23 protein-coding genes are annotated in these 23889 nt (G+C 67.7%); 12 read left to right on the forward strand and 11 right to left on the reverse strand.

Going from position 1 to position 23889, the window contains the following annotated elements; genetic code table 11:
- Window positions 1–37: 37 nt before the first annotated feature.
- Window positions 38–184 (forward strand): hypothetical protein, encoded by a 147-nt coding sequence (locus tag NA11_RS45790; RefSeq protein WP_167837714.1) that lies wholly within the window; start codon window positions 38–40, stop codon window positions 182–184.
- A 356-nt stretch (window positions 185–540) separates the two neighbouring features.
- Window positions 541–786: a hypothetical protein gene (locus NA11_RS24355; protein ID WP_069164302.1), complete on the forward strand. Its 246-nt coding sequence runs from the start codon at window positions 541–543 to the stop codon at window positions 784–786.
- A 143-nt stretch (window positions 787–929) separates the two neighbouring features.
- Here NA11_RS24355 and NA11_RS24360 read toward each other — a convergent pair whose 3' ends face one another.
- The gene (locus tag NA11_RS24360) at window positions 930–1565 is read right to left on the reverse strand and encodes a TetR/AcrR family transcriptional regulator (protein WP_069164380.1); all 636 of its coding nucleotides are present in this window, start codon (window positions 1563–1565) and stop codon (window positions 930–932) included.
- Between the two features lie 133 nt (window positions 1566–1698).
- Between NA11_RS24360 and NA11_RS24365 the strand changes: the two genes are divergently transcribed.
- Complete coding sequence (locus tag NA11_RS24365) at window positions 1699–2637, forward strand: oxygenase MpaB family protein (protein WP_069164303.1); 939 nt, start codon at window positions 1699–1701, stop codon at window positions 2635–2637.
- Here NA11_RS24365 and dnaG read toward each other — a convergent pair.
- The 6 genes from dnaG to NA11_RS24390 all read right to left on the reverse strand — a co-directional run bounded on the left by dnaG (window position 2634) and on the right by NA11_RS24390 (window position 10325).
- A complete protein-coding gene (dnaG, locus tag NA11_RS24370) occupies window positions 2634–4559 on the reverse strand; it encodes a DNA primase (protein ID WP_069164304.1) in 1926 nt (641 codons plus the stop codon). The genes NA11_RS24365 and dnaG overlap by 4 nt on opposite strands.
- 115 nt (window positions 4560–4674) lie before the next feature.
- On the reverse strand, window positions 4675–5934 hold the full coding sequence (locus tag NA11_RS24375) for a deoxyguanosinetriphosphate triphosphohydrolase (RefSeq protein ID WP_084655024.1): 1260 nt from the start codon (window positions 5932–5934) through the stop codon (window positions 4675–4677).
- A complete protein-coding gene (locus NA11_RS24380) occupies window positions 5934–6614 on the reverse strand; it encodes a YdcF family protein (protein WP_069164306.1) in 681 nt (226 codons plus the stop codon). The genes NA11_RS24375 and NA11_RS24380 overlap by 1 nt, the downstream gene beginning before the upstream one ends.
- A gap of 129 nt (window positions 6615–6743) precedes the next feature.
- Entirely contained in the window at window positions 6744–6878 is a 135-nt protein-coding gene (locus NA11_RS47070; RefSeq protein WP_281197070.1) for a hypothetical protein, read from the reverse strand.
- Window positions 6868–9552 (reverse strand): class IV lanthionine synthetase LanL, encoded by a 2685-nt coding sequence (gene lanL / locus NA11_RS24385; protein ID WP_069164307.1) that lies wholly within the window; start codon window positions 9550–9552, stop codon window positions 6868–6870. The genes NA11_RS47070 and lanL overlap by 11 nt, the downstream gene beginning before the upstream one ends.
- A gap of 95 nt (window positions 9553–9647) precedes the next feature.
- Window positions 9648–10325 carry an MBL fold metallo-hydrolase gene (locus tag NA11_RS24390; RefSeq protein WP_069164308.1) on the reverse strand — a complete coding sequence of 226 codons (678 nt, stop codon included), beginning with the start codon at window positions 10323–10325 and terminating at the stop codon, window positions 9648–9650.
- Window positions 10326–10458: 133 nt separating this feature from the next.
- Between NA11_RS24390 and NA11_RS24395 the strand changes: the two genes are divergently transcribed.
- Window positions 10459–12438 carry a TPM domain-containing protein gene (locus tag NA11_RS24395; RefSeq protein ID WP_069164309.1) on the forward strand — a complete coding sequence of 660 codons (1980 nt, stop codon included), beginning with the start codon at window positions 10459–10461 and terminating at the stop codon, window positions 12436–12438.
- A gap of 118 nt (window positions 12439–12556) precedes the next feature.
- On the opposite strand, the gene NA11_RS24400 is transcribed toward NA11_RS24395, so the two are convergent.
- Window positions 12557–13156: a CGNR zinc finger domain-containing protein gene (locus NA11_RS24400; RefSeq protein ID WP_141717805.1), complete on the reverse strand. Its 600-nt coding sequence runs from the start codon at window positions 13154–13156 to the stop codon at window positions 12557–12559.
- An 86-nt stretch (window positions 13157–13242) separates the two neighbouring features.
- On the opposite strand from NA11_RS24400, the gene NA11_RS24405 reads away from it, so the two are divergent.
- Genes NA11_RS24405 through NA11_RS24415 form a run of 3 tightly spaced genes read left to right on the forward strand, consistent with a single transcriptional unit; the run spans window position 13243 to window position 16158 of the window.
- Window positions 13243–14022: an MBL fold metallo-hydrolase gene (locus tag NA11_RS24405; protein ID WP_069164311.1), complete on the forward strand. Its 780-nt coding sequence runs from the start codon at window positions 13243–13245 to the stop codon at window positions 14020–14022.
- Window positions 14023–14028: 6 nt separating this feature from the next.
- Window positions 14029–15318, forward strand: a complete 1290-nt coding sequence (locus NA11_RS24410) for an MFS transporter (protein ID WP_069164312.1) — start codon at window positions 14029–14031, stop codon at window positions 15316–15318.
- A gap of 21 nt (window positions 15319–15339) precedes the next feature.
- Window positions 15340–16158 (forward strand): MerR family transcriptional regulator, encoded by an 819-nt coding sequence (locus NA11_RS24415; RefSeq protein WP_069164313.1) that lies wholly within the window; start codon window positions 15340–15342, stop codon window positions 16156–16158.
- A gap of 4 nt (window positions 16159–16162) precedes the next feature.
- On the opposite strand, the gene NA11_RS24420 is transcribed toward NA11_RS24415, so the two are convergent.
- Together NA11_RS24420 and NA11_RS24425 are read right to left on the reverse strand one after the other, a co-directional pair.
- Window positions 16163–17611: a molybdopterin-dependent oxidoreductase gene (locus tag NA11_RS24420; protein ID WP_069164314.1), complete on the reverse strand. Its 1449-nt coding sequence runs from the start codon at window positions 17609–17611 to the stop codon at window positions 16163–16165.
- A 78-nt stretch (window positions 17612–17689) separates the two neighbouring features.
- Window positions 17690–19003 (reverse strand): phthiocerol/phthiodiolone dimycocerosyl transferase family protein, encoded by a 1314-nt coding sequence (locus tag NA11_RS24425; protein WP_069164315.1) that lies wholly within the window; start codon window positions 19001–19003, stop codon window positions 17690–17692.
- A gap of 83 nt (window positions 19004–19086) precedes the next feature.
- Here NA11_RS24425 and NA11_RS24430 point away from each other — a divergent pair, with 83 nt between their 5' ends.
- Together NA11_RS24430 and NA11_RS24435 are read left to right on the forward strand one after the other, a co-directional pair.
- Entirely contained in the window at window positions 19087–19695 is a 609-nt protein-coding gene (locus tag NA11_RS24430; protein ID WP_069164316.1) for a TenA family protein, read from the forward strand.
- A gap of 115 nt (window positions 19696–19810) precedes the next feature.
- Window positions 19811–20260, forward strand: a complete 450-nt coding sequence (locus NA11_RS24435; protein WP_069164317.1) for a DUF1707 domain-containing protein — start codon at window positions 19811–19813, stop codon at window positions 20258–20260.
- A gap of 50 nt (window positions 20261–20310) precedes the next feature.
- Here NA11_RS24435 and NA11_RS24440 read toward each other — a convergent pair whose 3' ends face one another.
- The gene (locus NA11_RS24440) at window positions 20311–21702 is read right to left on the reverse strand and encodes a glycine--tRNA ligase (protein WP_069164318.1); all 1392 of its coding nucleotides are present in this window, start codon (window positions 21700–21702) and stop codon (window positions 20311–20313) included.
- 205 nt (window positions 21703–21907) lie between these two features.
- On the opposite strand from NA11_RS24440, the gene NA11_RS24445 reads away from it, so the two are divergent.
- The 3 genes from NA11_RS24445 (at window position 21908) to NA11_RS24455 (ending at window position 23823) form a co-directional block, all read left to right on the forward strand.
- Window positions 21908–22258, forward strand: a complete 351-nt coding sequence (locus NA11_RS24445) for an ArsR/SmtB family transcription factor (RefSeq protein ID WP_069164319.1) — start codon at window positions 21908–21910, stop codon at window positions 22256–22258.
- 3 nt (window positions 22259–22261) lie between these two features.
- The gene (locus NA11_RS24450; RefSeq protein WP_069164320.1) at window positions 22262–22708 is read left to right on the forward strand and encodes a Fur family transcriptional regulator; all 447 of its coding nucleotides are present in this window, start codon (window positions 22262–22264) and stop codon (window positions 22706–22708) included.
- A gap of 134 nt (window positions 22709–22842) precedes the next feature.
- Window positions 22843–23823: a hypothetical protein gene (locus NA11_RS24455; RefSeq protein WP_069164321.1), complete on the forward strand. Its 981-nt coding sequence runs from the start codon at window positions 22843–22845 to the stop codon at window positions 23821–23823.
- Window positions 23824–23889 lie beyond the last annotated feature (66 nt).

Raw genomic sequence — 23889 nt, forward strand, 5'->3', positions numbered from 1 at the left:
AGCTACCCCGCTGAGCAAATGGAACGAGGAGGCCGTCATGACGGAATTCGCATGCGGCGATTGCTGGCGCAACGAGAATCTGACCTTCGCACAACGACTGGATCCGGCGCATATCCGCCGCAGCCTCCGACACCTGCTGTGCGACGAGCATCGGGCCCGGCAGGAAGAACTCCGCGCCTCCTGAACCAGGCTTGCAGGGCACCCGCAGCAGCGCAGGGGTGCTTTTCGAAGAGGCCGGTACGGCACGATTCGCAGCGAGCTCGGTCCTGTTCACTCTGGGAAAGACTCAACGCGATGCCCGCATGTCGCGCCAGCGCTCAGTCCGATGTGCGGACCTGGCTGACCACGCAAAGCCGTTCCGAACCCCCGCGGTTGAATGGTCAACTGGCGCAGTCGAGACATGCCCAACCGTCCACTTCCAGCGCACAATCCGCCGTCCGATGAGACCGACCGCTCCGAGCACCCCTCCGGATCGACAGGCCCACTGGACGTCGGGCAGGATAGTGGGCGCGAACAGGCAACTGGGAGGAGCACATCGAGATGCTGCGGTTGATCATCGGCGTGGCGGCCGGATACGTACTCGGCAGCAAGGCCGGGCGCGCGCGCTACGAACAGATCAGTGCGGCGACCCGTGCGCTGACGGAAAGCCCGGTGACCCGCAAGCTGGTGCTGATCGGCAGGCAACGGCTGTCGGACAAACTCAGCACCCGCCCGAAACTGGAGCCGATGGAGCCGCTCGATGAGCGCACCACCGTCCTCGTCCCGCAGGATCAGCTGCGCCGCTGAGCATCTCGACGGATAGGCAGCTTCCGTCGCCGACCTACCCTGTCGCCGAATCATCACTGATCGGGCAGCCACGTGGTGATCACCGTGGACTGCCGAAACAGAGCTGCGGACGACCGCCGCTCTACTAACGGATTGCGCAGCACCTACTGCTCGGACGCAGGTAGCGCGGTAGAGATCTTGGCAGCGCCGAGCATCATGGTCGCGATGACATCCGTCAGGTGCTCTCGGCTGGTGTCGAATTCCCCGCGCAACCAGGCCGCGACCAACTCCAGCACGCCGCTCACGATGGCAAAGGCCGCAAGGTCACTGTCGAGTTCGTTCGGCGCGGCGTCGCCCGCCAGCTCTCGATTCATCGCGACCATCGCCTTGGCGATCATCCGGATGCTCGCCAGGCGCAGTTCGTCGACGACCGGGCTGGCCCTGGCCGCCAACACCATCTGACCGCGCCGCGGATCGGCGATCACGAACCCCAACGACGCCTCGGCGGCCGCATGCACCTGCGATCGGATATCACGCGGCGCTTCCAGGGTCGCGCTGACCACGACCTGCAGTCCCTGCGCGGTCATGTCCTGCGCAACCGCTGCCAGCAACGCGTCACGGTCGGCGAAGTGTTCGTAGAAGTACCGATCGTTGAGCCGGGCACGCGCGCAAACCGCCCGCTTGGTGACCTGATTCAACCCACCTTCGGCGAACAGGTCCAGCGCAGCCTCGACCAACGCCGCCCGGCGTCGGGTCCGGCGTTGTTCTGCGGTCTCACCGCCGTAACTCCGTGATTCCATCTCCCGCATTCTCCCCCACAACCTCTTGACCGGTGCGCAATTGTGGTGCACTCTGACACCAGAATATCTGGTGCAGCAGCGCACCAGATGCTCGGGCACGACGCGATCGGCGTCGGAACAAAGGAGTTCACCGATGACCTGCCCTGTGAGCCACCAGTCGACGTCGGTCCTGCCGTCGGTAGATCGCGCGGCCCGCAACCCTGTCCTCGAACAGTTCGAGCGGTTCAGCGGTTCGGTGTTCGTCGCATTGTTTGCAGGCGCGCTGTTCGACCAGACCATGCTGCCGGAAGTATCCGCGGCGCTGGAGGACACCGGTCGTTTCCGCAAAACGGAGGCGTTCGGGCGGGCAATCCGATCGGCCGCCTCCGAGCAGCTCGCGTTCGCCGGTGACGACACCGATCGGCGAGCGGAAATGGACCGGCTCAAGCGCCTGCATCGCGATGTGAAAGGCGTTGGCTACAACGGAGTTCGGTACAGCGCACTGAATCCACAATCGTGGAACTGGATCATGATCAGCACGTTCTTCATGCATCTGCGCGGATACGAGGCCATGATCGGCGAGCGGCTCAGCGACGCGGACCACCAGGCGGTCTGGGATCGCTACCGCGAGATGGTGGAGCAACTACAACTGCCCGGCCGATCCCGGCTCGTGGAAAGCTACCCGGAGCTGTGCGCGTACTACGACCGCATGGTCAGCGAGAAGCTGGAATCCAACGTCACTCTCGAGAATGTCGTCGGCCTGCTCCGGCGCCCACCGCGACCCGACTTCCTGCCACGCGTCACCGCACCCGCATGGGAGCTGGCCGCCCCGGTCGCCGGGCATGTCGCCGCCGTCCTCGGCTTCGGCATCATGCATCCCGGCGTCCGCAGCCTCACCGGCATGCGGTGGACCGCCCGCCACGACTTCGAATTCGCGGCGCTGACAAAGGTTCTCGGACTGACCTACCGGCTACTTCCGTCCGTCGTCACCGACACTCCCCTGGTCCGCAATCGACGCCGATACGCAAAACTGGTCGAGCGCTACCAGGCCGTCGGGCTGAGTTCGTTCGCCCCCGAGAAACTGAGTTCTTAAGCGCCGGTGGCGAAGTCGTCAGAGCTACCCATCGCCTGGGTGAGCAGACTCTTGCGGTACTGCTCCAGGGCAACCAGATCCCCGAACAACGCCATGTACGCCTCGGGCTCCTCCGTGGACGACACCCGCTGCAGCTTCGACTTCAGCTCGGCGATCTGGCGGCCGACCCAGGCCTCCTGCGTGCGTGCCAGCACGCCCGCGACGAAACGCGGAAGACCGGCTTCGGTCTTGACCGGCAGCGGCTCATTCGCCAGCTCGGAGAGCAGCGCGCGCATGGTCAGGTCGTCGGTGCGATCGGCGACGGCGTTGACCCATTCGGCGCCGCCGAGCCCGGCGGCCGTGCCACCGACCTCGGCGATCAACTGCCGGACCGCCGCGTAGGCGGGGTGCGTGAACGCGTCGGCCTCCAGCGAGTCGAAAACCGCCCCGGCCATCGCCGGATACTGCAGCGCCGCGACGAGCAGCTGCCGCTGCGGCAGCAGGGTCGGATCGTTCGGATTCGGCCGCGCCGCAGGATGTTCGGCGACCACATCGCTTTCCGGGGCAGCCTGTCGCCCGCCGGCGCCACGGGTGCCGCCACCCGCGCGATTGCGCTTGGCTTCCTCGCCGACCCGGCGCACCACGGTCTGGATATCGTCCCAGCCGACCCACCCGGCCAGCTTCGTCGCGTACGCCTTGCGCAGCGCGTTGTCCTTGATCTGCGCGACCACCGGGATCGCCCGGCGCAGCGACTCGACCTGCCCCTCGGCGGTATCCAGGTTGTGGTCGGCGAGCAGGCCGCGAATCACGAACTCGTACAGCGGGGTCCGCCGCGCGACCAGGTCGCGGACGGCACCGTCGCCGGAATGCTGGCGTAGCTCGCACGGGTCCTGCCCGTCCGGCGCGATCGCGATGTAGGTCTGCCCGGCCAGCTTCTGGTCGCCCGCAAAGGCTTTCAGCGCCGCGGCCTGGCCTGCGGCGTCACCGTCGAAGGTGTAGATGATCTCGCCGCGCCAGAAGTTGTCGTCGAGCAGCAGCCTGCGCAGCAGCGCCAGATGCTCTTCGCCGAAGGCGGTGCCACAGGAGGCGACGGCGGTCTTCACGCCTGCCAGGTGCATGGCCATCACGTCGGTGTAGCCCTCGACGACGACGGCCTGATGTCCCTTGGCGATGTCGCGCTTGGCCAGGTCGAGGCCGAACAGCACCTGAGACTTCTTGTACAGGATCGTTTCCGGGGTGTTGACGTACTTGCCCGGCATGGTGTCGTCGTCGAAGAGCTTGCGCGCGCCGAAGCCGATGACATCGCCGCCGAGGTTGCGGATCGGCCAGAGCAGCCGACGGTGGAACCGGTCGATCGGGCCGCGCTGCCCCTGTCTGGACAGCCCTGCGGCCTCCAGCTCCTTGAACTCGAAACCCTTGCGCAGCAGATGTTTGGTCAGGGTGTCCCAACCCGCGGGGGCATACCCGCAGCCGAACTGCTGGGCAGCGGCGGCATCGAAATTGCGGTCGGTGAGGTACTTGCGCGCGGTCTCGGCCTCCGGCTCGCGCAGCTGGGCCATGTAGTACTCGTGCGCAGCCGCGTTGGCGGCGACCAACCTGGAGCGGGTGCCGCGGTCGCGCTGCACCGAGGTGCCGCCGCCTTCGTAATTGATCTGGTAGCCGATCCGGTCCGCCATCTGCTCGACCGCTTCGACGAACCCGACATGCTCCATCTTCTGCAGGAACGCGAAGACGTCGCCGCCCTCGCCGCAGCCGAAGCAGTGGTAGAGGCCGTGATTGGGGCGGACGTGGAACGACGGCGACTTCTCGTCGTGGAACGGGCACAGGCCTTTCATCGAGTCGGCACCCGCGCGCTTCAGCGCGACGTACTCCCCCACGATGTCTTCGATTCGGACGCGGTCACGTATCGCCGCGATATCGCGATCTGGGAGTCGTCCGGCCACGGCAGTGAGCGTACCCGCCGGGTCCGACGTTCTTCACGTTTGGTTCGGCCGCGAGCGGCGTGGTCACGCAGAAGTCGGAGTCGGGCGTCACCGACGTCACACCGAGCCCGCTCTGTCAGTGCCCCAACGCGGCAGCGACCCGCTCGAGCCTGCTCTCGGTGTACGACGCGATCTGGTCGACGATCACCCGCACCCGCGCGGTGTCGTCCTCGGCCGCCGTCCACCACGGCAGCAACAGCGGATCGAGTCCGTGCGGCGCATCGGCCAGCAGCCGCTCGGCCACCGCACGGATGCGGTCGCGCTGCGCGGCCTGCCGGAGCTTGTGATCGGGATCGGACATGACGTATCGCAGCGCGACGGTCTTGAGCACGGCCACCTCCGCGGCGACGACGCGCGGTACCTCTAGGTCGGCGCCGTACCGGGTGAGCGGCGCACCGCCTGCCACATCGCGGGTGGCGCCGATCGCGGCCGTCGCGAAACGACCGACCAGCTCACTGGTAAGCCTTTTCAGCGCAACAGAACTGCCGAGCGTCCCGTCGTAGCCGGCCACCGCCTTGACCACCGGCAGCTCCGACAACCGCTGCGCGGCGGCAACCAGCTCGTCGGCCGACAGTGAGTAATGTTTGTGCCGCCCAAGGCTGCCCAGCGCATCCTGCTCGACCGGGTCGGCCAGCGCACGCAGGTCGATCCGGCCCGCGATCACCCCGTCCTCGACGTCGTGCACCGAGTACGCGACATCGTCGGACCAGTCCATGATCTGGCATTCCAGGCTCCTGCGCCGCTCCGGCGCGTCCTTGCGCACCCAGTCGAGCAGCTCGGCATCGATGTCGTAAGCACCGAACTTCGTGCCGGAACCCGTTCTGCCCCAAGGATATTTGAGGGTGGCGTCGAGTGCGGCCCGAGTCAGGTTGAGCCCGGCGCTCACTCCGTCGCCGTCGAGCACCTTCGGTTCGAGACGCATGAGAATCCGCAGATTCTGCGCATTTCCCTCGAATCCGCCGTGCGCGTCGGCGAATATGTCGAGCGCCCGTTCCCCGTTGTGCCCGTACGGCGGATGCCCGATGTCGTGCGCGAGCCCGGCCAGATCGACCAGGTCCGCATCGCACCCGAGCCCATCGGCGATGCTGCGCCCGATCTGGGCGACCTCCAGCGAATGCGTCAGTCGCGTCCGCGGCGTGTCCCCGTCCCGCGGACCCATGACCTGTGTCTTGTCGGCAAGTCTGCGCAGCGCCGCCGAGTGCAACACCCTGGCCCGATCTCGCGCGAATTCGGTCCGATGCCCGGTCTCGAACTCGGTGCGCGGCGGCCCGAGCCCGGCCGTCTTCGCCCCCTCGACGACGAGACGTTCGTAGTCGAGCCCGCTGTAGTCGCCCACTACTGTCCCGCCGTGTATCGGAAATCCGCCGCGAAATGGGTGAGCTGATACCAGAGCAAAGCGCCTGTCTCCCTGGCGATTCCGTGTGCCTGCGACTCACGGGTGTACACCGCGGGCCCGGTCCTGGTCGGCGCGGTCCACGCGTCGAGGCCTTCGTCCCGAGCCATCGTTCGGGTGCGCAGCGAATGCCATGGATCGCTCACCAGCACCGCGGCCGACATGTCGCGTGCCTTCATCGCGTTCGCCACCGCCTCGACGCTGCGCAAAGTGTCGGAGCCGGTTTCGACAGCCAGAATCTTGTCGCCGGGCACTCCGCGCGACTGCAGATAGTTCTTCCCTGACGCCGCCTCGGTGTACAGGTCACCCTCCTGCTTCCCACCGACGGTGATCACCCGCGGTGCCACCCCGAGCCGAAACAGCTTGTAGGCCTGATCCAGTCGCGCCTCGAACACCGTGGACGGTGTGCCGGAATATTGCGCGGCGCCGAGCACGACGATCGCGTCGGCGGTCGCGTAATCGTCGATCCGCGCCACCTGCCACACCCGGAAGGCGGTGCCCCCGACCAGCACCAACCCCATCAACACCGACCCGACGAGCAGCCGTCGAAACCAGCGGAACGCCCCCGCACCGGAGCCGCGCGGGCGGACGGGGTCGGGCGCCGAATCGACCCGAGCGCGCATTGTTGGCGAATCCACGCTCCAAGTCTGCCAGTACCCGCACTCCGAACGGGTTGTTCGGGACCGACCTGAGACGTTCGGTGTTGATCATGGCGGTCCGTACGGGGAGCACGTCCCGCACGCAACGACCGGCTAAACGGCGGGTGCGGTGTAGTCGTCGGCCCACTCGAAGCTGCGGGGCTGGGTACGCCAGCAGCACATCTGCGGCGCCAGCGGCTGCTCCTCGGTTTCCGGCAACTCCTGCAGTTCCAGGATGTCAGTGTCCATGGTCGGCCTCTTCCCGATAGGCGTTGACTTCTATTCTTTCGTCATCGTCGAGCGTTGCCAAGCGGCCGTTGTCGACCTGCCACGAACGCTCACCTCCATGTCCCAGGCGCAGCAAAAAGTCCAGAATTCCGGCGAGCCCGACGTTATAACTCGCGCACACTCCGCGCATGCTGTCGTCGGGAACCAGCAGCCTGCCGTCTCGCTCTGCGGCTCGGACGTACAAACAGGTGGCGATTTCGGCCGCCCACTGTCGATATCGTTGCTGTCCGGTCGCCGCGGCGAGGTCGAGCAGCAGCTCGGCGTTGCCGGCGATGCCGTGGCAGGCCCCCGTCCCGAGTCGCCAGCGGTCCAGGTATACCGAGTGCGCCGCGCCTTCGGCGAGCTCGAGGAAGCGCGACTCCACGGTGAACTGCCAGAGCCGGACGAGGAAGGTGCCGACACCGGAGGTGCCGTTGCACCAGAAGTTCACGTCAGCGGTCGCGGTCTTGCCCGGCCCAGTCGGCCAGCGCACGCTGTCGCCGTGGCGTTCGGCGACCGCGCAGAGCGCGTGCCCGCCACCGATCGCGATGTCGATCAAGTCCGGCCGCTGCAGGTCACGGCCCGCGGCGAGCAGAAAGCCCGCGTTTCCTGCGACGCCGTGGCCGAAGCCGTAGGAGGCGGAGCCCGCGAGCTCGTCGCGGAAGCGCGGATCGGCCAACCACTCGACCCTGGCGGCAGCGTTGCTGGTCAGCTGGACGAGTCGGTCGGCGCAGGCCATGGTGCGTTCGGCGAACCGGTTGTCCCCGCTCGCGTGCCACAGACGCAGTTGCGCGAGTCCGGCCCCGGCCAGACCGTGGGAGATGTCCGGGTTGGTCCAGTCGAGCGGAATGCGCAGTGCGTAGTCGAGCGCACGCTCGGCCAGCGCGGTGTCGCCGAGTGTTTCGGCCGCGGCGTGCAATGCCCATGCGGTGCCGGAGCGCCCGAAATAGAGTCCGGGCAGGATCCGGCTCTGCCTGGTCAGCCGATCGTCCAGCCAGCCCGCTGTGGTCGCCAAAGCCGGTGCCACCCAGTCTTTTCCGCTGCGCACCGCACGATCGAAGACCGCGAGCACACCGGCCGCGCCCAAGTGCACGTTGCACGGATCGCCGGGCGGCAGTGCGAGCGGACGCGGCCAGAGGTATTTGGCTCTGGGCTGCATCGTGTCCGCCAGGTACGCCAGCCCGTCGTCGGCCAACTGGTCGATCTTGTCGGCAGGCAATACGGGCCCTGGAACAACCTGCGCCGCAACCGGTTCAGCACGCAAGAAGGCGGCGGCCTCGGACAATGTCCAGCGATGCGGCAGGTCGGCGGTGAGACCGCGGATGAGCGGCGCCAGCGCATGCAGCGCGGGACTCGCCGACTCGGCCGCCTCGACAATCGCCGCGATACGTGCTCCGGTAGCACGCTGTCCCGCAGGTGAATCCGCGGCGAGCATCGGGTTGATGCCTGCCGCGACGTACAGCAACGTGGCGCCGAGGCCGAAGCAGTCGACTTCAGGACCGGGCGCAGGGAGCGCGCCCACCCCGTCGACGTACTCCGGCGCGGCGAAACCCGGTGTGCCCGCGACAAATGCGCACTGGTCGGCCCGGACCGCGCACTCCATATCGACAAGCACCGGGACGTCATCAGGCCGCACCATGACATTGCTAGGCGTGAAATCGCGCAGCACGAAACCCTTTTCGTGTGCCGCGCCGATCAACCGGGTGAGGCTGCGCGCCAGCTGCCACACCGCATCCACCGGAACCTGTCTCCCGTTGCGCCGCGCGACCACCGCAGACCATCGCTGGAGGTTCACCCCGGGAACGAGGTCCTCGACGAGGAACACATGCCCGGCAACCTCGACCACCTCACGCAAGGCGGGCGTAATCCCCGTTGGACCAAGCCATTCGAGGACTTCGGCCTCGTGCCGCAACCGATCTCGAACATCCTTCCCGTTCGGATCCGCCGCGATGTGCGGGCGTGCCTCCTTGAGCAGCACGGCCTCGCCCGTGCGTTCATCGGTGGCCCGATAGACGCCGCCGCGGTTGGAATGTCTGATCGCCTGAGTGACTCGGTAGCGGCCCGCGATGACGATCGGATCCCCGCGTTTGCGCCCATTGGTGCTCGGCGGTTCGAAAGGCAGGACGGCCCACTCGGGCGGGGAGAACCACGGGTTGCGCACGTCGGCGCTCAAAGTCCCGTCCGGAGCACACAATTGCCCCTCGTAGTAGCCCGTGTCGTCCAGCTCGGTCGGCCAGGCGAAACACCCGAATCGGTAGTGCACCAGGCTGTCCGGCCGGTAGCGCCGATCCGACAGGATCGCAGGACCGACCAATCCGAAGGTGGCCCGGTGCAATTGGTCAGCGAGCAACCGCAGCTGATCGTCGTCGGCCGGGTACACGGTGAGGAACTTGCCCGACTGCGCGCGATCGGCCCGCACCCCGTTGAGCTCGGCGAGCACGCTCGCGGTCGCGGCGAACTTGAACGCGCACTTGTGCTCGACCAGCACGTGCACCGCGTTCGCCAACACCTGCGGCGCCGACGCAGGCGTCGCGGACACATGCAGTTTCCAGCCCTGCCGCCTGGCGGCGTAGCCGGGTGGCGTGATCATGCACCACGTGTCGTCGACCCGCAGCCGCCACTTCGCGCCGGCACTCGACTCCGCAAGCACCGACATCGCGATCGATCGAAACCCCCGCGTCACTACTCCAGACTCGCACAGCAAGGACACGATTCGACCCGGAATTCACCAGTCAGGCAATGACTTAACTGTTACCAGCCGCGTTCGCGCCACTCGGCGAGGTGTGGACGCTCGGCGCCGAGGGTGGTGTCGTCGCCGTGGCCGGGATACACGACGGTGTCGTCGGGGAAGCGGCCGAAGAGCTTGGCGGTGACATCGCCGTAGAGCGAGTCGAAGTCCTCCGGGTTGGTGGTGCGGCCGACGCCACCGGGAAACAGGGAGTCGCCGGTGAACAGGTGCACCCGTCCGTCTCCGTCGGTCAGGGCGAGCGCGACCGAGCCGGGGGTGTGTCCGCGCAGGTGAATGACCTCGAGGCTGAGCTCACCGATGTCGATGTGCTCGCCGTCGGCGAGTAGACGATCGGGGCGGACGGGGAGCGGGTCGGCATCGAGCGGGTGCGCGGCAGTGGGTGCGCCGGTGGCGGCCGTCGTCTCCTTCAGCGCCCACCAGTGGTCGGGATGCTGATGGGTGGTGACGATCAAGCCGATCTGACCTGGCGCGACATAGCCGACGAGCTCCTCGATGCGCTCGGCTTCGTTCGCTGCGTCGATGAGCAGGGCCGCACCGGTGGCCGCGCATTGCACGAGATAGCAGTTGTTGTTCATGGCGCCGACGGCCATCTTGACGATGCCTGCGCCGGCGACGTCGCGCTGCTGCGGATTCGACTCCGGCGAAACCTGACCGGTATATGGGCGATCTATCGTGATCACGCCCTCGATGCTATCGACCGCCGCCGCTGCCTGCCATCTCGTGCGACCCCGCGCAGGTCAAGATCACGGCGGACCCGTCGTTCCCGAAATGTCCTGCGACCCCGCCACCGACCTCGCACGATAGATTCGTGGCATGCCGCTGCCGAATCGTCTCGCCCGCTGGACCGCCCGGGTGACGCTCAGCATGTTGTTCGCCGGAGCCGCGCTGGTAGGCGCGCCGACGGTGGCGGCAGAGCAGCCGCTACGGATGGACACCTACGTGGTCGACTCGGCGAAGGTGCTCGACGGCGGGCAGGCCGATCGAGTGCGCGCCGCGGTGGACCAGCTGTACGCCGACCAGCAGGTGCGGCTGTGGGTGGTCTATGTGCGCGATTTCGGCGGTCTCGCCCCGGAGGCGTGGGCCGACAGCACCGCGGCGAAGTCCGGATTCGGCAAACACGACCTGTTGCTCGCGGTCGCCACGCAGGACAGCGCGTACTGGCTCTCCGGCGAATTGCCGAGTGGTGTCACCGATTCCGAGCTGGACACCCTGCTGACCCGCACCGTGGAACCCGCCCTCCGCAAGGGCGGCTGGGCCGACGCGGGCGTCGAGATGGCCGACGGGCTGCGCGGCGCGATGAACGGCGGCGGTAGCAATTACCGGGTCCTGCTCGTCCTCGGCGGTGTGCTCGTGCTCATCATCGGTGGGCTCGTGCTGTTTTCGCGCATCCGGCGCCGGGCCAGGGCGAAGGACGAGCTCGCTGCGGCACGACAGGTTGACCCGGAGAACACGACCGCGTTGGCCGCACTGCCCCTCGAAGCACTGCATACCCGATCGCGGGAGGTGCTCGTCGAGCTCGACAACGCGATCCGCACCAGCGCGGAGGAATTGGCGCTGGCGACCGGCGAGTTCGGCGGCACCGCCGCGCTCCCCTTCACCACCGCCCTCGATCACGCGAAAACCGCGGCTGCCAAGGCTTTCTCGATCCGCCAGCGGCTGGATGACGACATCCCGGAGACCCAGGAGGAACAGCGCACTCTGCTGGTCGACCTGCTCGGCACCGTCGGGCGGGCCGATCGTGAACTCGATGCCCAGGTCGACGAATTCGACGCCATGCGCAACCTCTTGATCAACGCCGCCGACCGGTTGGACGGGCTGACAAGGGATTTGGTCGAGCTGAAGAGCCGCATCCCCACGTCCGAAGCGGAATTGTCCAGACTCACCGCCGCACAGCCTGCGAGCGTCCTGGCCCCGATCCATGACAACGTCACCATGGCGCAGGAACGAATCACCTTCGCGGAACAGAACATCGACGCGGGCCGCGCGGCGCTCACCCAGCCGGTCGGCAAGCAGGGTGGTGCGGTCGCCGCGATCCGTGCCGCGGAGGCCGCGGTCGGTCAGGCCCGCACCCTGCTCGACGCTGTCGACAACGCTGCGGCCGATATCCAGCAGGCCCGCGACGGCCTGCCCGCCGTGCTGGACGAGCTGCGCCGCGATATCGCCTCGGCCACTGAGCTTTCCGGCTACGGCGGCACCGAACTCGCGGCGGCCGTCGCGGCGGCCCAGACCATTCTGGGCACCGCCGAGGCCACCGCGGCGGCCAACCCTCTCGATGCCTTCCACACCGCCGTCGCCACCGATGGCGACCTGGACCGGGCCATCGCCGCAGCCACCGACCGCAAGCTCGCCGACGAGGACCTGCGGCGCCGACTCGACCAGGCACTCACCGGCGCCCGCGCCCGCATCACCGCGGCCTCGGATTACATCAGCACCCGACGCGGCGGCATCGACGCCGAGGCACGCACCCGGCTGTCCGAGGCGCAACGCAATCTCGATGCGGCGCAACAACTCGGCGCGAGCGACCCCGCCAAGGCGATGTCGCACGCCCAGGCCGCCGCCGACCTCGGCGGACGTGCACTACAGGCCGCGCAGGCCAGCGTGCGGGCGTTCGAGGCGAGCCAGCCACCGTCCGGCACCGCGCAAGCGGGCGCGATCCTCGGCGGCATCCTGATCGACGGGTTCCTGCGCGGCGCGTCCACCGGCAACCGACGCTCCGGATCGGGCGACTGGAGCGCAGGCTCCTACGGCGGTTCCTCCGGGTCGCGACGGATCAGCCGAGGCGGTCGATTCTGACCGTGCCCTGACCGTGCAGACCGTCCTTGCGCCCCTTCGCAATTCATCGGTCCGCCGTCGACCACCCGCGACGGGGCGTAGGCGCGTCGGATCCGTCTTTGCGCCCCTTCGCAATTCGTCAGTCCGCCTTCGACTGCGTGCGGCGGGTGTATGCGCGGGCGGCACGGACGCGGTCACCGCAGCGCGTTGAGCACCATTGGCGGCGGCCGTGGCGTATCAGGTAGCGATTGCATGGGGCGGAGTCGCAGGTGGTGAGGGACTCGGCGTCGGCGCCGGTGAGTAGGTCGGCAGCGTCGGCAGCGAGAGTCGCGAGGGCGCGGTCGAGTATCTCGTTGGGCGGGCATATCGCCGCTCGGTAGGGGCCGCTCTTCTCGTCCCACTGCAGCAGGGCCGCGGTAGGGGTTCTGCCCATCGCGTCGTTGACGGCGGACAGCGCCGAGGGCAACACCGGCAGCCCGCCGACGTGGGCCGCGAACAGTGCCCTGATGTGTTCGCGCAACGCGCGCAGTTGCGTCGCGCACATCTCCTGCACTCCGGTGTCGGCCGGTGCGAGGCCGTGTTCGTTGAGCCAGCGATTCGTCGATTCGGGGGTGCCGAGCAGGTCGACGAAGTGTCCACCGGGCAGCGCATACGCACTGTTGGCGAAGTCGAGCGCGAGGTGCTGCGCAGCGCCGGGCGCGGGTGGCAACGCGGGCTCTGCGATCAACGGCTCCCTCACAGCTATCATGGTACAGCTTGCATTTATCCGTGAGAACTGCCACGCTTCTCACGTTTAGTTAGCGATTTATCCGTGAGGAGTTCGTCGTGGCGTTCGCCGAAACCAGTAGCCAGCAGGTTCCTATCAGCGTCTTCGGCGGTCCGACCGCACTCTTCGAATACGGCGGCCTGAGATTCCTCACGGATCCGACGTTCGACGCACCCCGCGACTATCGGCAGCCGGGCGGTCTGCTGACCAAAACGGCACCCGCCACCGCCGCACCGGCCAGTCTCGGCCGCATCGACGTGGTCCTGCTCTCGCACGACGAACACCCGGACAACCTCGACAACTCCGGTCGAGCCCTGCTCGCCGACATCCCGCTCACCATCACCACGCCAGGAGGCGGACACCGCCTCGGCAACGGCGCCAAGGGGCTGGCCGACTGGGAATCGATCGAGCTCAACCGCCCCGGCGGCGGCACGATCACCGTGACGGCCGTGCCTGCCATCCACGGCCCAGGCACCCGCGAGGAGGTCGAGCCGATCACCGGCCAGGTCGTCGGATTCGTCCTGACCGGCACGGACCTACCGACCGTGTACGTCAGCGGCGACAACGCCTCCCTCGCCGCCGTACAGGAGATCGCCGAACGTTTCGGCCCGGTGGACACCGCCATCCTCTTTGCCGGAGCACCCTGCTTTTCCGTCCTCTTCGACGGCGCGCCGATCGTCCTCGACAGCGCCGCGGCCGCCGAGGCTGCGCGGATCCTCGGCGCCAAGCGGGTCGTTCCCGTTCACTATGACGGTTGGGCCCACTTCACCGAGGGCCGTATCGAATTGGTCGCCGCGTTCACCGACGCCGGACTCATCGACCGCCTTGACCTGGTCTGACCTGTCATGAGCACATCAGCACCCGCCAGAATCGATGACCGGCCACCCGCCGAGCAGCAGCGCCGCGTCCTGCGCGTCTTGGTCGCCGCTCAGGCCCTCAGTGGCGCCGGACTCGCGGCAGGCGTGACCGTCGGCGCCCTGCTCGCACAGGACATGTTGGGCTCCACCAGCTTTGCGGGTCTGTCCGGCGCCCTCGGCACCGCGGGTTCCGCGCTGGCGGCCGTCGCCGTTGGACGCATTTCGCAAGCCCGCGGCCGCCGCCCAGGACTTGTCGCCGGGTATCTGACCGGTGCGGTCGGCAGTGCGGGCGTCATCGCCGCCGCTGTCGCAGCCAATCCGGTGCTGCTGTTCCTCGCGATTTTCGTGTACGGCGCGGGCACCTCGACCAATATGCAAGCCCGTTACGCCGGAGCCGATCTGGCCGATCCCGCGCACCGCGCCCGCGCCGTGTCCACGGTGCTGGTCGCCACCACCCTGGGCGGAGTGGTCGGCCCCAACCTCACCGCACCGACCAGCGGCCTCGCGCATGCCATCGGCATCCCCCACCTCGCCGGGCCGTTTCTCCTCGCAGGCGTCGCGTACGCGATGGCCGCGGCGGTGCTGGCCGTGTGGTTGCGTCCAGATCCGTTGCTGCTGGCCAGGATCCGAGCGGCCGAGCCCTCTGTGGCGGCCCAGGTGCCGCATCCCGCGGTCGAAAGGCGCGGTTCCGGCGTGCTGGTCGGCACGCTGATCATGGTGCTCGCCCAGCTCGTCATGGTCGCGATCATGACGATGACACCCGTGCACATGCACGACCATGACCACGGCAGCGCGGCCACCGGCCTCGTCATCGCCATCCACATCGGCGCGATGTACCTCCCCTCGCCGCTGACCGGCTGGCTCGTCGACCGCTTCGGTCGCTACCCGGTCGCCGCCGCCTCGGGACTGACCTTGCTTGCCGCCGGAATCGTCGCCGCCAGTGCGCCTTTCGACTCGATCACCCAGTTGGCGGTGGCTCTTGCGCTGCTCGGTATCGGCTGGAACTTCGGCCTGGTCACCGGGAGCGCGCTCATCACCGACGCCGTCCCGCTCGCCACTCGCGCCACCACCCAGGGGCTGATCGATGTCGCCATGGCCGTCGCGGGCGCCGCAGGCAGCATGGCCTCGGGCTACATCGTCGCCGCCGCAGGCTTTCCCGTCCTGTCCATCGGCAGCGGCATCCTCGCGCTGGGTATGGTGCCCGCGGTAGCCTTCGCCGCGCGCCATGGCCGCCGCAAGCAGCCCGGTGCCGACGCGCTTGACCCTGACACTGTGTGAGGCCGTAAACCAGGAGTCGTCATGTTCAGTATCGGAGACTTCGCCAGACACGGACGGGTGTCGGTGCGCATGCTGCGCCACTACGACGCGATCGGCTTGTTGCGACCAGATCGGGTGGACGAGTCGAGTGGCTACCGCTTCTATTCGGGCGGACAGTTGGCCAGGCTCAATCGCCTTGTCGCACTGAAGGAACTCGGCTTCACCTTGGAACAGGTCGGCCGGATCCTCGACGACCAGGTGAGCGTCGCGGAAATGCGCGGCATGCTCATGCTGCGCCGTGCCGAGCTCGAGCAGCGCATCGCAGGCGACCGCGCGCGACTCGTCCAGGTCGAATCGAGGCTCCGGATCATCGAGAAGGAGGGCGCCGTGCCTACCCATGATGTGATCATCAAGTCCATTCCCGCGGTGCGGGTCGCCGAATTGTCCGGCGTTGCCGAGGATTTCGAGCCGGAGTCGATCGGGCCGGTGATCGGGCCGCTGTTCGAGGAGCTGTGCCGTCGGCTGGAGCAGGCCGAGGTGAAGATCGTCGGGTACGGCATCGCCTACTACGACGAACGCCAGGACGGCACCGTGCTCGCGCACGCCGCGATGCCGGTCGCCGTCGAACCGGATGCCGCCTACGACTTCACGATCACCGATCTGCCCGCCGTCCCCGAGGCCGCCACCCTGGTCCACCGCGGCGCGATGAAAGAGGTGCTCGAGCCGTGGCAGGCGCTCGGCCGCTGGATCGATGACAACGGCTACCGCATCAGCGGCCCCAGCCGCGAGGTCACCCTCGTGTTCACCGAGGACCAGAGCGGCTGGGTCACCGAACTCCAGGAACCGATCGTCGCGAAGTAGCCGCTCAGACCTGCACGGTCACCGAGTGGAATCCCGAGGGGCCGGTCGGGAACGGTGGGCGCGGCCTGCCGTCCTGGACCTCGCCGGAGCGGCTGGTGGTGCGGGCCTGGATGCGATGCTCCCCCGGCGGCAGCTCCACCGTGACACGCCAGCGGCGCCACGAGGCGGGGCCGAGTTCGACACCGAGATCGGCTGAGTGCCAATCTCCTTCGCCGACACGGACCTCGACTCCGGCGACGCCGTGCGGCGGTGCCCAGGCGACTCCGGCGAGGGAGGTGGTGCCCGCGGCGACGCGGCCCGGCGCGGCCACGTCGATGCGCGCCTGCGGTGTCACCCACAGTGGTCCCGCAGGCCAGCCGCGTTTCCACCAGTAGTCGACGTGGCTGTCGTCGGCGAGTTCCAGCTCGCCGAGCCACTTCGCGCCGGTGTACTGGCCGTAGAGGCCCGGCACGAAGACGCGGGCGGGGAAGCCGTGCGCGGGCGTCAACGGCTCGCCGTTCATGCCGACCACCACATAGCCTGGCCACTCCCCCGAGCGCAGTGGCTCGAGCGGCAGCGAAATCGAGTAGCCGTCCACGGCTTTGGTGACCAGCCGAGTGGCCCCTGGCTCCGGAATGACATGCTTGAGCAGATCGGCAAGTGGCACGCCGTACCAGCGGCCGTTGCCCGCCCTGCCTTCGCCGGGGCGGTTGTGCACGCACACCATCACCGCGTCGAATTCCACCGCGTCCTCGGCTAATTCGGCCAGCGACAGCCGCAGCGGATGGGCGACCTTGCCGGTCACCGACAGTCGCCAGTGGCTCGGATCGATCCGGGGCGGGCGGAGATTGACGTCGGCGACGTACATCCGGTGCGCCGCGGTGACCAGCGGCGACAACCCCGGCTCGTCCTCCAGTCCGTCCTCGGGCACCAGCCCGAGCGCGCCCATCGGCCCGATCCGCCGAAGGTCGTTGTCCCGCTTGCGATCCAGATCGTGATGCAGTGTGTGCGCGGCCGCGAACATGCCTGCCCCGGTCGCGGCAACGGCCAGTGTGCCGAGCACGCCCCTTGGGCGCCTGCGCAATCCGGCCGCGAGCACGCCGGCGGCCGCGACGGCGCCGGCCACGGTCGAGGTCGACTGCGTCGACTGCCGCATCGCCAGCGCGCCCGCACCCGCACCGAACAGCGCGGCGAGTGGTGTGCGCAGTCGCTGAGGCAGCGCACCGAGCGCGACGGTGGCCGCGATCCCGGCCACACCGACACCGAGCCGGGTGGCCGCCTTGTCGTGTCTGCCGGACATCTCGACGGTGGCTTCGACGACCGGCACCGGCACCACGTCGATCACCGCCCGGCCGACGGTGTCGATCAGCGATCCACCCCGGCTCGCGGCGATCGCCTCGCCGACGCCGAGCGCCGCGACGCCGACCGCTGCCGCCCCGAGTCCTCCGCCGCGTTTCCGGTTCTCGTCAGTCACCGCTGGCACACCCGCTTCCAACCCGATCGTCCGCTTTACCCAGCATTCTGCCCGAACAGTCGAACCCAGCTACGGCTTTCACCGTGCGGCGGTTTCCTCGTTGATCACCTCGTCGGACAGTGCCGTCAGCTCCTCGCGCACGGCGGCGAGCAGTCGATCGGCATCGGCGCCGCCCAGCAGGCCGACGGTGAGCATGCCGTGGAAGGTGTAGACGGGGAAGGTGACGACGGCGGCGGATCCGGTGGACTGCCGGGGATGCGCCGAGAGATAGACGATCTCGTAGTCGGTGAGTTCGAGGTCCGCGGGCGTGCGGAAGAGCGGCACCGCGCCGGTGTTGGTGATCGCGACGTGCTCGGCCAGCGAGTGAATTCGATTCGGCCCGTAGAAGTCGGGGAAGTGCAGCACCGACTGCTGCACGATGCCTTCGGACAGATCGTGGTGTAGTCGTCCCGAAATCTGTTGGGCCAGTTCGATGACATCACCGGACGGGTCGACGTCGGCGGCGAACGACGCGAGCCCGGCCATATTGGTGCCCGCGGCGGGCGCGACCCGAGGATCGAGCCGGGACCGCAAGTCCACCGGGTACAGGCAGCGCAGTCGCACCGAATCGCCTGCGGCATCCGATGTCTCGGACGCGTACGCACGCAACAGCGCGGCCGTGACGAGCCCGTTCACGCTGACACCTCGATGACGGCCCAGCTCGACAATCCGCGCCGTTACCGCCTGATCCAGCCGGATCCGCCGTGGCCTGGCCATCGAACTCGGCCTCGGCTCCCCGGCAGCGGCAGCCTCGGGCGGCGGCGCTCCCGTCACCTCCTCGAAGCCGGATACCGCACCTCGAACAATGCCGCGCCGCGCCGCATGCCATTCCAACGACTGCGGATAGTCCTGCGGCACAACATTTATCGGCGCCGACTCGACGATGTCGGTGTACCAACCCCACCACCGCGACAGCATGTCCACGCAATGCCCGGCATCCGCGACGCTGTGATGCGCGAACAACGTCACCCGCCACCGACCCGCGCCTGCCACCACATCCAGATACGCCAGCTGAGTCGCCGGGTCCAGCTGCTGCGCAGGCAGTCCGATGCTCTCGACATCCCCTTCGGTCACCGACGCCCCGACGAGCGCATCTCCCGGGCGCAGCAGGTAACCAGTACCGGAAGCATCCTCCCCGATCCGGCAGGTCACCACCGGGAAAGCCCGCTGCAGCGCGGCGAACGCCGCTTTCACCGCCGCCCGGTCGAGCGGTCCCGTCACCGACACCGATCGACCTGTATAAGTCCCATGGCGAACAAATCGTTGTTCCGATGGCGCCAACACCCGCTCCACCACAGCCTCATCACGCACTACTGCCTCATCCCGCAACACAGCGCAAGCGTGCGGCACCATCGGCGAACGCGCAAACCACCGCGGACAATCGATCCGGTCGGGAGCCGTCCCCGGTCGGCGCGGCCTGGTGAGAGACTGCGGGTATGAGTCTCGCCGCACATCTGGAAGAACTCGGCCGCCCCATGGTCGAGCATCAGCTCGACCATCCCACCGTGGCCGGCATCGCCAAGGGCGACCTGCCGGAGCCGATCTTCCGCTCCTGGCTGGAGCAGGACTACCTGTTCCTGCTCGACTACGTCCGCGTGTTCAGCCGCCTCGCTTGGCAGGCGCCCGCGGGCCACCTCGGTGACCTGGTCGACCTGGCGCACGCCACCTTGCACGACGAGCTCGCGCTGCACCGCTCCCTGGCCGCCGAGTTCGGCGCCGACCTCGGCGGCGCCACCAAAGGCGATGCCTGCGTGGCCTATACATCCTTCCTACTCGACTCGGCCGCCGATTACGCCGAAGGCCTCGTCGCCATGTACCCGTGCATGTGGGGCTATTCGACGCTCGGCGCCCGCTTGGCCGCCGCACCGCCAGGCGAGCCGCGCTATCGCCGCTGGATCGACACCTACGCCGATCCCGGCTTCGCCGCACTCACCCGCCGCTGCGCGGAGATGATCGACGAGGCGAACGCCCCGCAAGGCCGCGCAGAGGCGCTGTTCCTGGAAGGCATGCGCCACGAGCTCGCCTTCTGGGACGTCCCGCACTGAAGCTCACGGGTGCAGCACGATCTTGCCTCGGGTGTGGCACTGCGCCAGCTGGCCGCACTGCCATTGAACGGATTTCAGTGCGCACACCACCGTTTACCGCTTTACGCTGGCAAGCGTGGCTCCGGAGAACCTGCGGGCGTCTGACGCCGACCGCGAGAAGATCGTCGACCAACTGCGACATGCGATGAACGAGGGCAGGCTGTCCCTGCACGAGTACGACGACCGCCTGCAACAGGTCTATGCGGCAAAGACCTACGGCGAGTTGACCCCGGTCCTGGCGGACCTGCCGCAGCGCCGCAACGCGCCGGCGAGAGTGTCCAAGCGCGTACCGCAGTGGGTCGTGATCATGTGGATCCCTTGGGTTTTCGTGAACATGCTGTGCCTGCTGATCTGGGCAGCGACCGGCGCAGATTACTTCTGGCCGTTCTGGGTCGCGGTGCCGTGGGGTATGGCGCTGCTCATCCCGACGGCGATCGGAATCACGGTGAGCGGGAACAGTTCCGGTCCGCACAACCCACCGACGCCGCCGGTACCGCCGACCCCGCCACTGCCACCACAGCGCTGAATACGAAACGACCCGCACCGATCACCCGGTGCGGGTCGTTTCGCGAAAACCTATGAACCCAGCAGATGCTGGGCCAGATAACCCTCGACCTTGTCCAGGGCGATCCGCTCCTGGGTCATCGAATCGCGTTCGCGGATGGTCACCGCCTGATCCTCGAGGGTGTCGAAGTCGACGGTGATGCAGAACGGGGTGCCGATCTCGTCCTGACGACGGTAGCGGCGGCCGATGGCGCCCGCGTCGTCGAACTCCACGTTCCAGTTCCGGCGCAGCTGTGCGGCAAGGTCTTTCGCCTTCGGCGTCAGATCCGCGTTGCGCGACAACGGCAGCACTGCCGCCTTCACCGGGGCGAGTCTGCGGTCGAGGCGCAGCACGGTGCGAGTGTCGACGCCGCCCTTGGCATTCGGCGCCTCGTCCTCGGCGTACGCGTCGACCAGGAACGCCATCAGCGAGCGGGTCAGGCCAGCCGCAGGCTCGATCACGAACGGCACGTAGCGCTCGTTGGTGGTCTGGTCGAAGAAGCTGAGCTCGGTGCCCGAGTGCTCGGAGTGCGTCTTCAGGTCGAAGTCGGTGCGGTTGGCGATGCCCTCCAGCTCACCCCACTCGTTGCCCTGGAAGCCGAAGCGGTACTCGATATCGGTGGTGCCCGCCGAGTAGTGCGACAGCTTTTCCTTCGGGTGCTCGTACAGCCGCAGGTTGTCCGGGTTGATGCCGAGGTCGGTGTACCAGGAGAAGCGGGTCTCGATCCAGTACTTGTGCCACTCGGCGTCGTCACCGGGCTTGACGAAGAACTCCATCTCCATCTGCTCGAACTCGCGGGTGCGGAAGATGAAGTTGCCAGGGGTGATCTCGTTGCGGAAGCTCTTGCCGATCTGCGCGATACCGAACGGCGGCTTCTTGCGCGCGGTGGTCATCACGTTCGCGAAGTTGACGAAGATGCCCTGCGCCGTCTCCGGCCGCAGGTAGTGCAGGCCGTCCTCGGACTCGATCGGGCCGAGGTAGGTCTTGAGCATCATGTTGAAGTCGCGCGGCTCGGTCCACTTGCCGACGGTGCCGCAGTTGGTGCATGCGATCAGTTCCATCGAGACGGAGTCGGGATCGTCGACCTTGTTCTTGAGCGCGTACGCCTCCTGCAGGTGGTCCTGCCGGAAACGGTGATGGCAGTTCAGGCATTCCACCAGCGGATCGTTGAAGACGCCGACGTGACCGGAGGCCACCCACACCTGGCGCGGCAGGATCACCGACGAGTCGAGGCCGACGATGTCCTCGCGGCTGGTGACCATGGACCGCCACCACTGCCGCTTGATGTTCTCCTTGAGTTCGACACCCAGCGGACCGTAGTCCCATGCCGATTTGGTGCCTCCGTAGATCTCACCGCTCGGGTACACCAGACCCCGGCGCTTGGCGAGGTTGGCAACGGTGTCCACCTTCGACTTGGGTGCCACTCGAGAATTCTCCATCCACTACGAGTCGGATTAGTTCGGTCCGATCAGACCTCGCCCACAGACTATCGGCCCTGCCCAACCGAGTTTCCACCGCACGGACATCCGCGCGCCGCCACAGTGGATCATCGACACTCCGGCGCGTCCGTTTGACATGCGCAATTATGCATATCAAAATGGGATCGCTTTCCAATAAGGAGTTGGTGCCATGACCACCGATACTGCCGCTGCCCATCCGCACAACCCCTACCGCTCGCCCGCGCCCGCGCCGGTGCCGACGCGGACCGTGCTGGAGGACGCAGGCGAGCTGCTACGCGCCCTGGCGGCACCGGTCCGCATCGCCATTGTGCTGCAACTGCGCGAGTCACCGCGCTGCGTGCACGAGCTGGTCGACGCGCTGGGTGTCACCCAACCGCTGGTCAGCCAGCATCTGCGCATCCTCAAGTCCGCGGGCGTCGTCCACGGCGAACGGTCGGGTCGCGAGGTGCTCTACGAACTCGTCGACGACCACCTCGCGCATATCGTCGTCGACGCCGTCGCGCACGCCGAGGAAGGGTGATTCGTGCCAGACAACACCGTCGTACCGCAGAAGCCGGTCGGCATCCGTAGCACCAGGCAGCGCAGTGCGATCGCCGCGCTGCTCGGTGACATCGAAGAGTTCCGCTCCGCCCAGGAATTGCACGACGAGTTGCGCAAGCGCGGCGAGGGCATCGGCCTGACCACCGTCTACCGCACCCTGCAGTCGCTGGCCGACGCGGGCATGGTCGACGTATTGCGCATCGACTCCGGCGAATCCGTCTATCGGCAGTGTTCCACCGGGCACCATCACCATCTGGTGTGCAGGCATTGCGGACGCACCGTCGAGGTCGAAGGTCCGACGGTCGAGGCGTGGGCGGGCTCGGTCGCGAAGGAACACGGATTCACCGAGGTCAGCCACACCGTCGAGGTGTTCGGCACCTGCCGGTCTTGCGCGACGGCGGGCAACGGCGACGGCTGCGCGTCGGTGTAGTCCACGGAGTGGTCCGCTCAGCGGACCGAGGCCTGGTTAACGTCTGCGACTCCCGTGCAGATTTCAACGCGAACCGTGAACACCTGGCGGATCCTGGTGTCAGTCTTGTGGTTTGCACATCTCTGGGAGGCAGCGTGCGCTCGACCCTGATCTCATCCATCGCTCCGGCGCGCCGCCGTCGGATTCGAACGGCCGCAGGAGCATTCGCGCTCCTCAGCGCGGCAACGCTGGCTCTCACGGCCTGCAATGACAAGGACGGCACTGCTACGCCGAGCCCGTCGGCGCCCGCCACCAGCGCGGTAGCCAACGGATCGCCGGGCAGCACCAACACGGGCCAGGCGACGGTGCGCAAGATCGGCAAGACCGGCTGGTTCGAAGGCTTCGACATCACCGTCGACAAGGCCACCGTGGTGCCGGACGAATACGGCGGCGCGAAGGTGCTGATCGACATCACCTACAAGAACACCACGCTCGAGAACAAGACGATGAGCAACAACACCTCGCTGCTGGTCGGCAACCAGGTGGACGGCGGCGCGAGCTGGGACAACCCGACCGTCCCCGGCGGCGGCGCTGCCGCGGGCAAGGTGAGTACTCCGGTCAAGTCCGCCAAGGACGCCGAGCACCTGCTCGACACGATCACCGTGGTGTACGGGCAAGCCTCGGACAACCAGACCAAGATTCCGCTCGCCGCCGCGGCCAAGGTGGAGAGCATCGAGCCGAAGAAGCTCGCCGTCAGCGGGACGCTGGTGCAGGACCAGACCACGATCACGGTGACCGGCGGCACGCTCACCCCGAGCTACACCAAGGACGAGAAGGGCAAGTACGAGCTCGCCCTGCACATCAAAATCACTGGCGGGCCGAACATTCCGGGCGGCGGCCTGAACATCTTCACCGAATACTTCTCGGTGCAGACCTCCGGCGGTCAGGCACTTGTCGCCGACGACCGCAATCCGATCAACGAGCTGCTCGACGCGAACAAGACCATCGACCTGCCGAAGAACAACGTGGTGTTCGTCGTTCCGGCACCGGGCACCGGGCCGTACGTGCTGACCTACAACGCGCAGAAGTCCGAAGGCGCGGCCACCGCACCGACACTCGCGTTGACCGTCAGCTGAGTTCCGAACACCCCTGTGCGCGAGGAGCTTTCGCCCGGCTCCGCGCTCCAGGAAAACAGCAGGCCC

It is taken from the genome of Nocardia altamirensis NBRC 108246 (assembly GCF_001612685.1).
Lineage (GTDB): Bacteria > Actinomycetota > Actinomycetes > Mycobacteriales > Mycobacteriaceae > Nocardia > Nocardia altamirensis.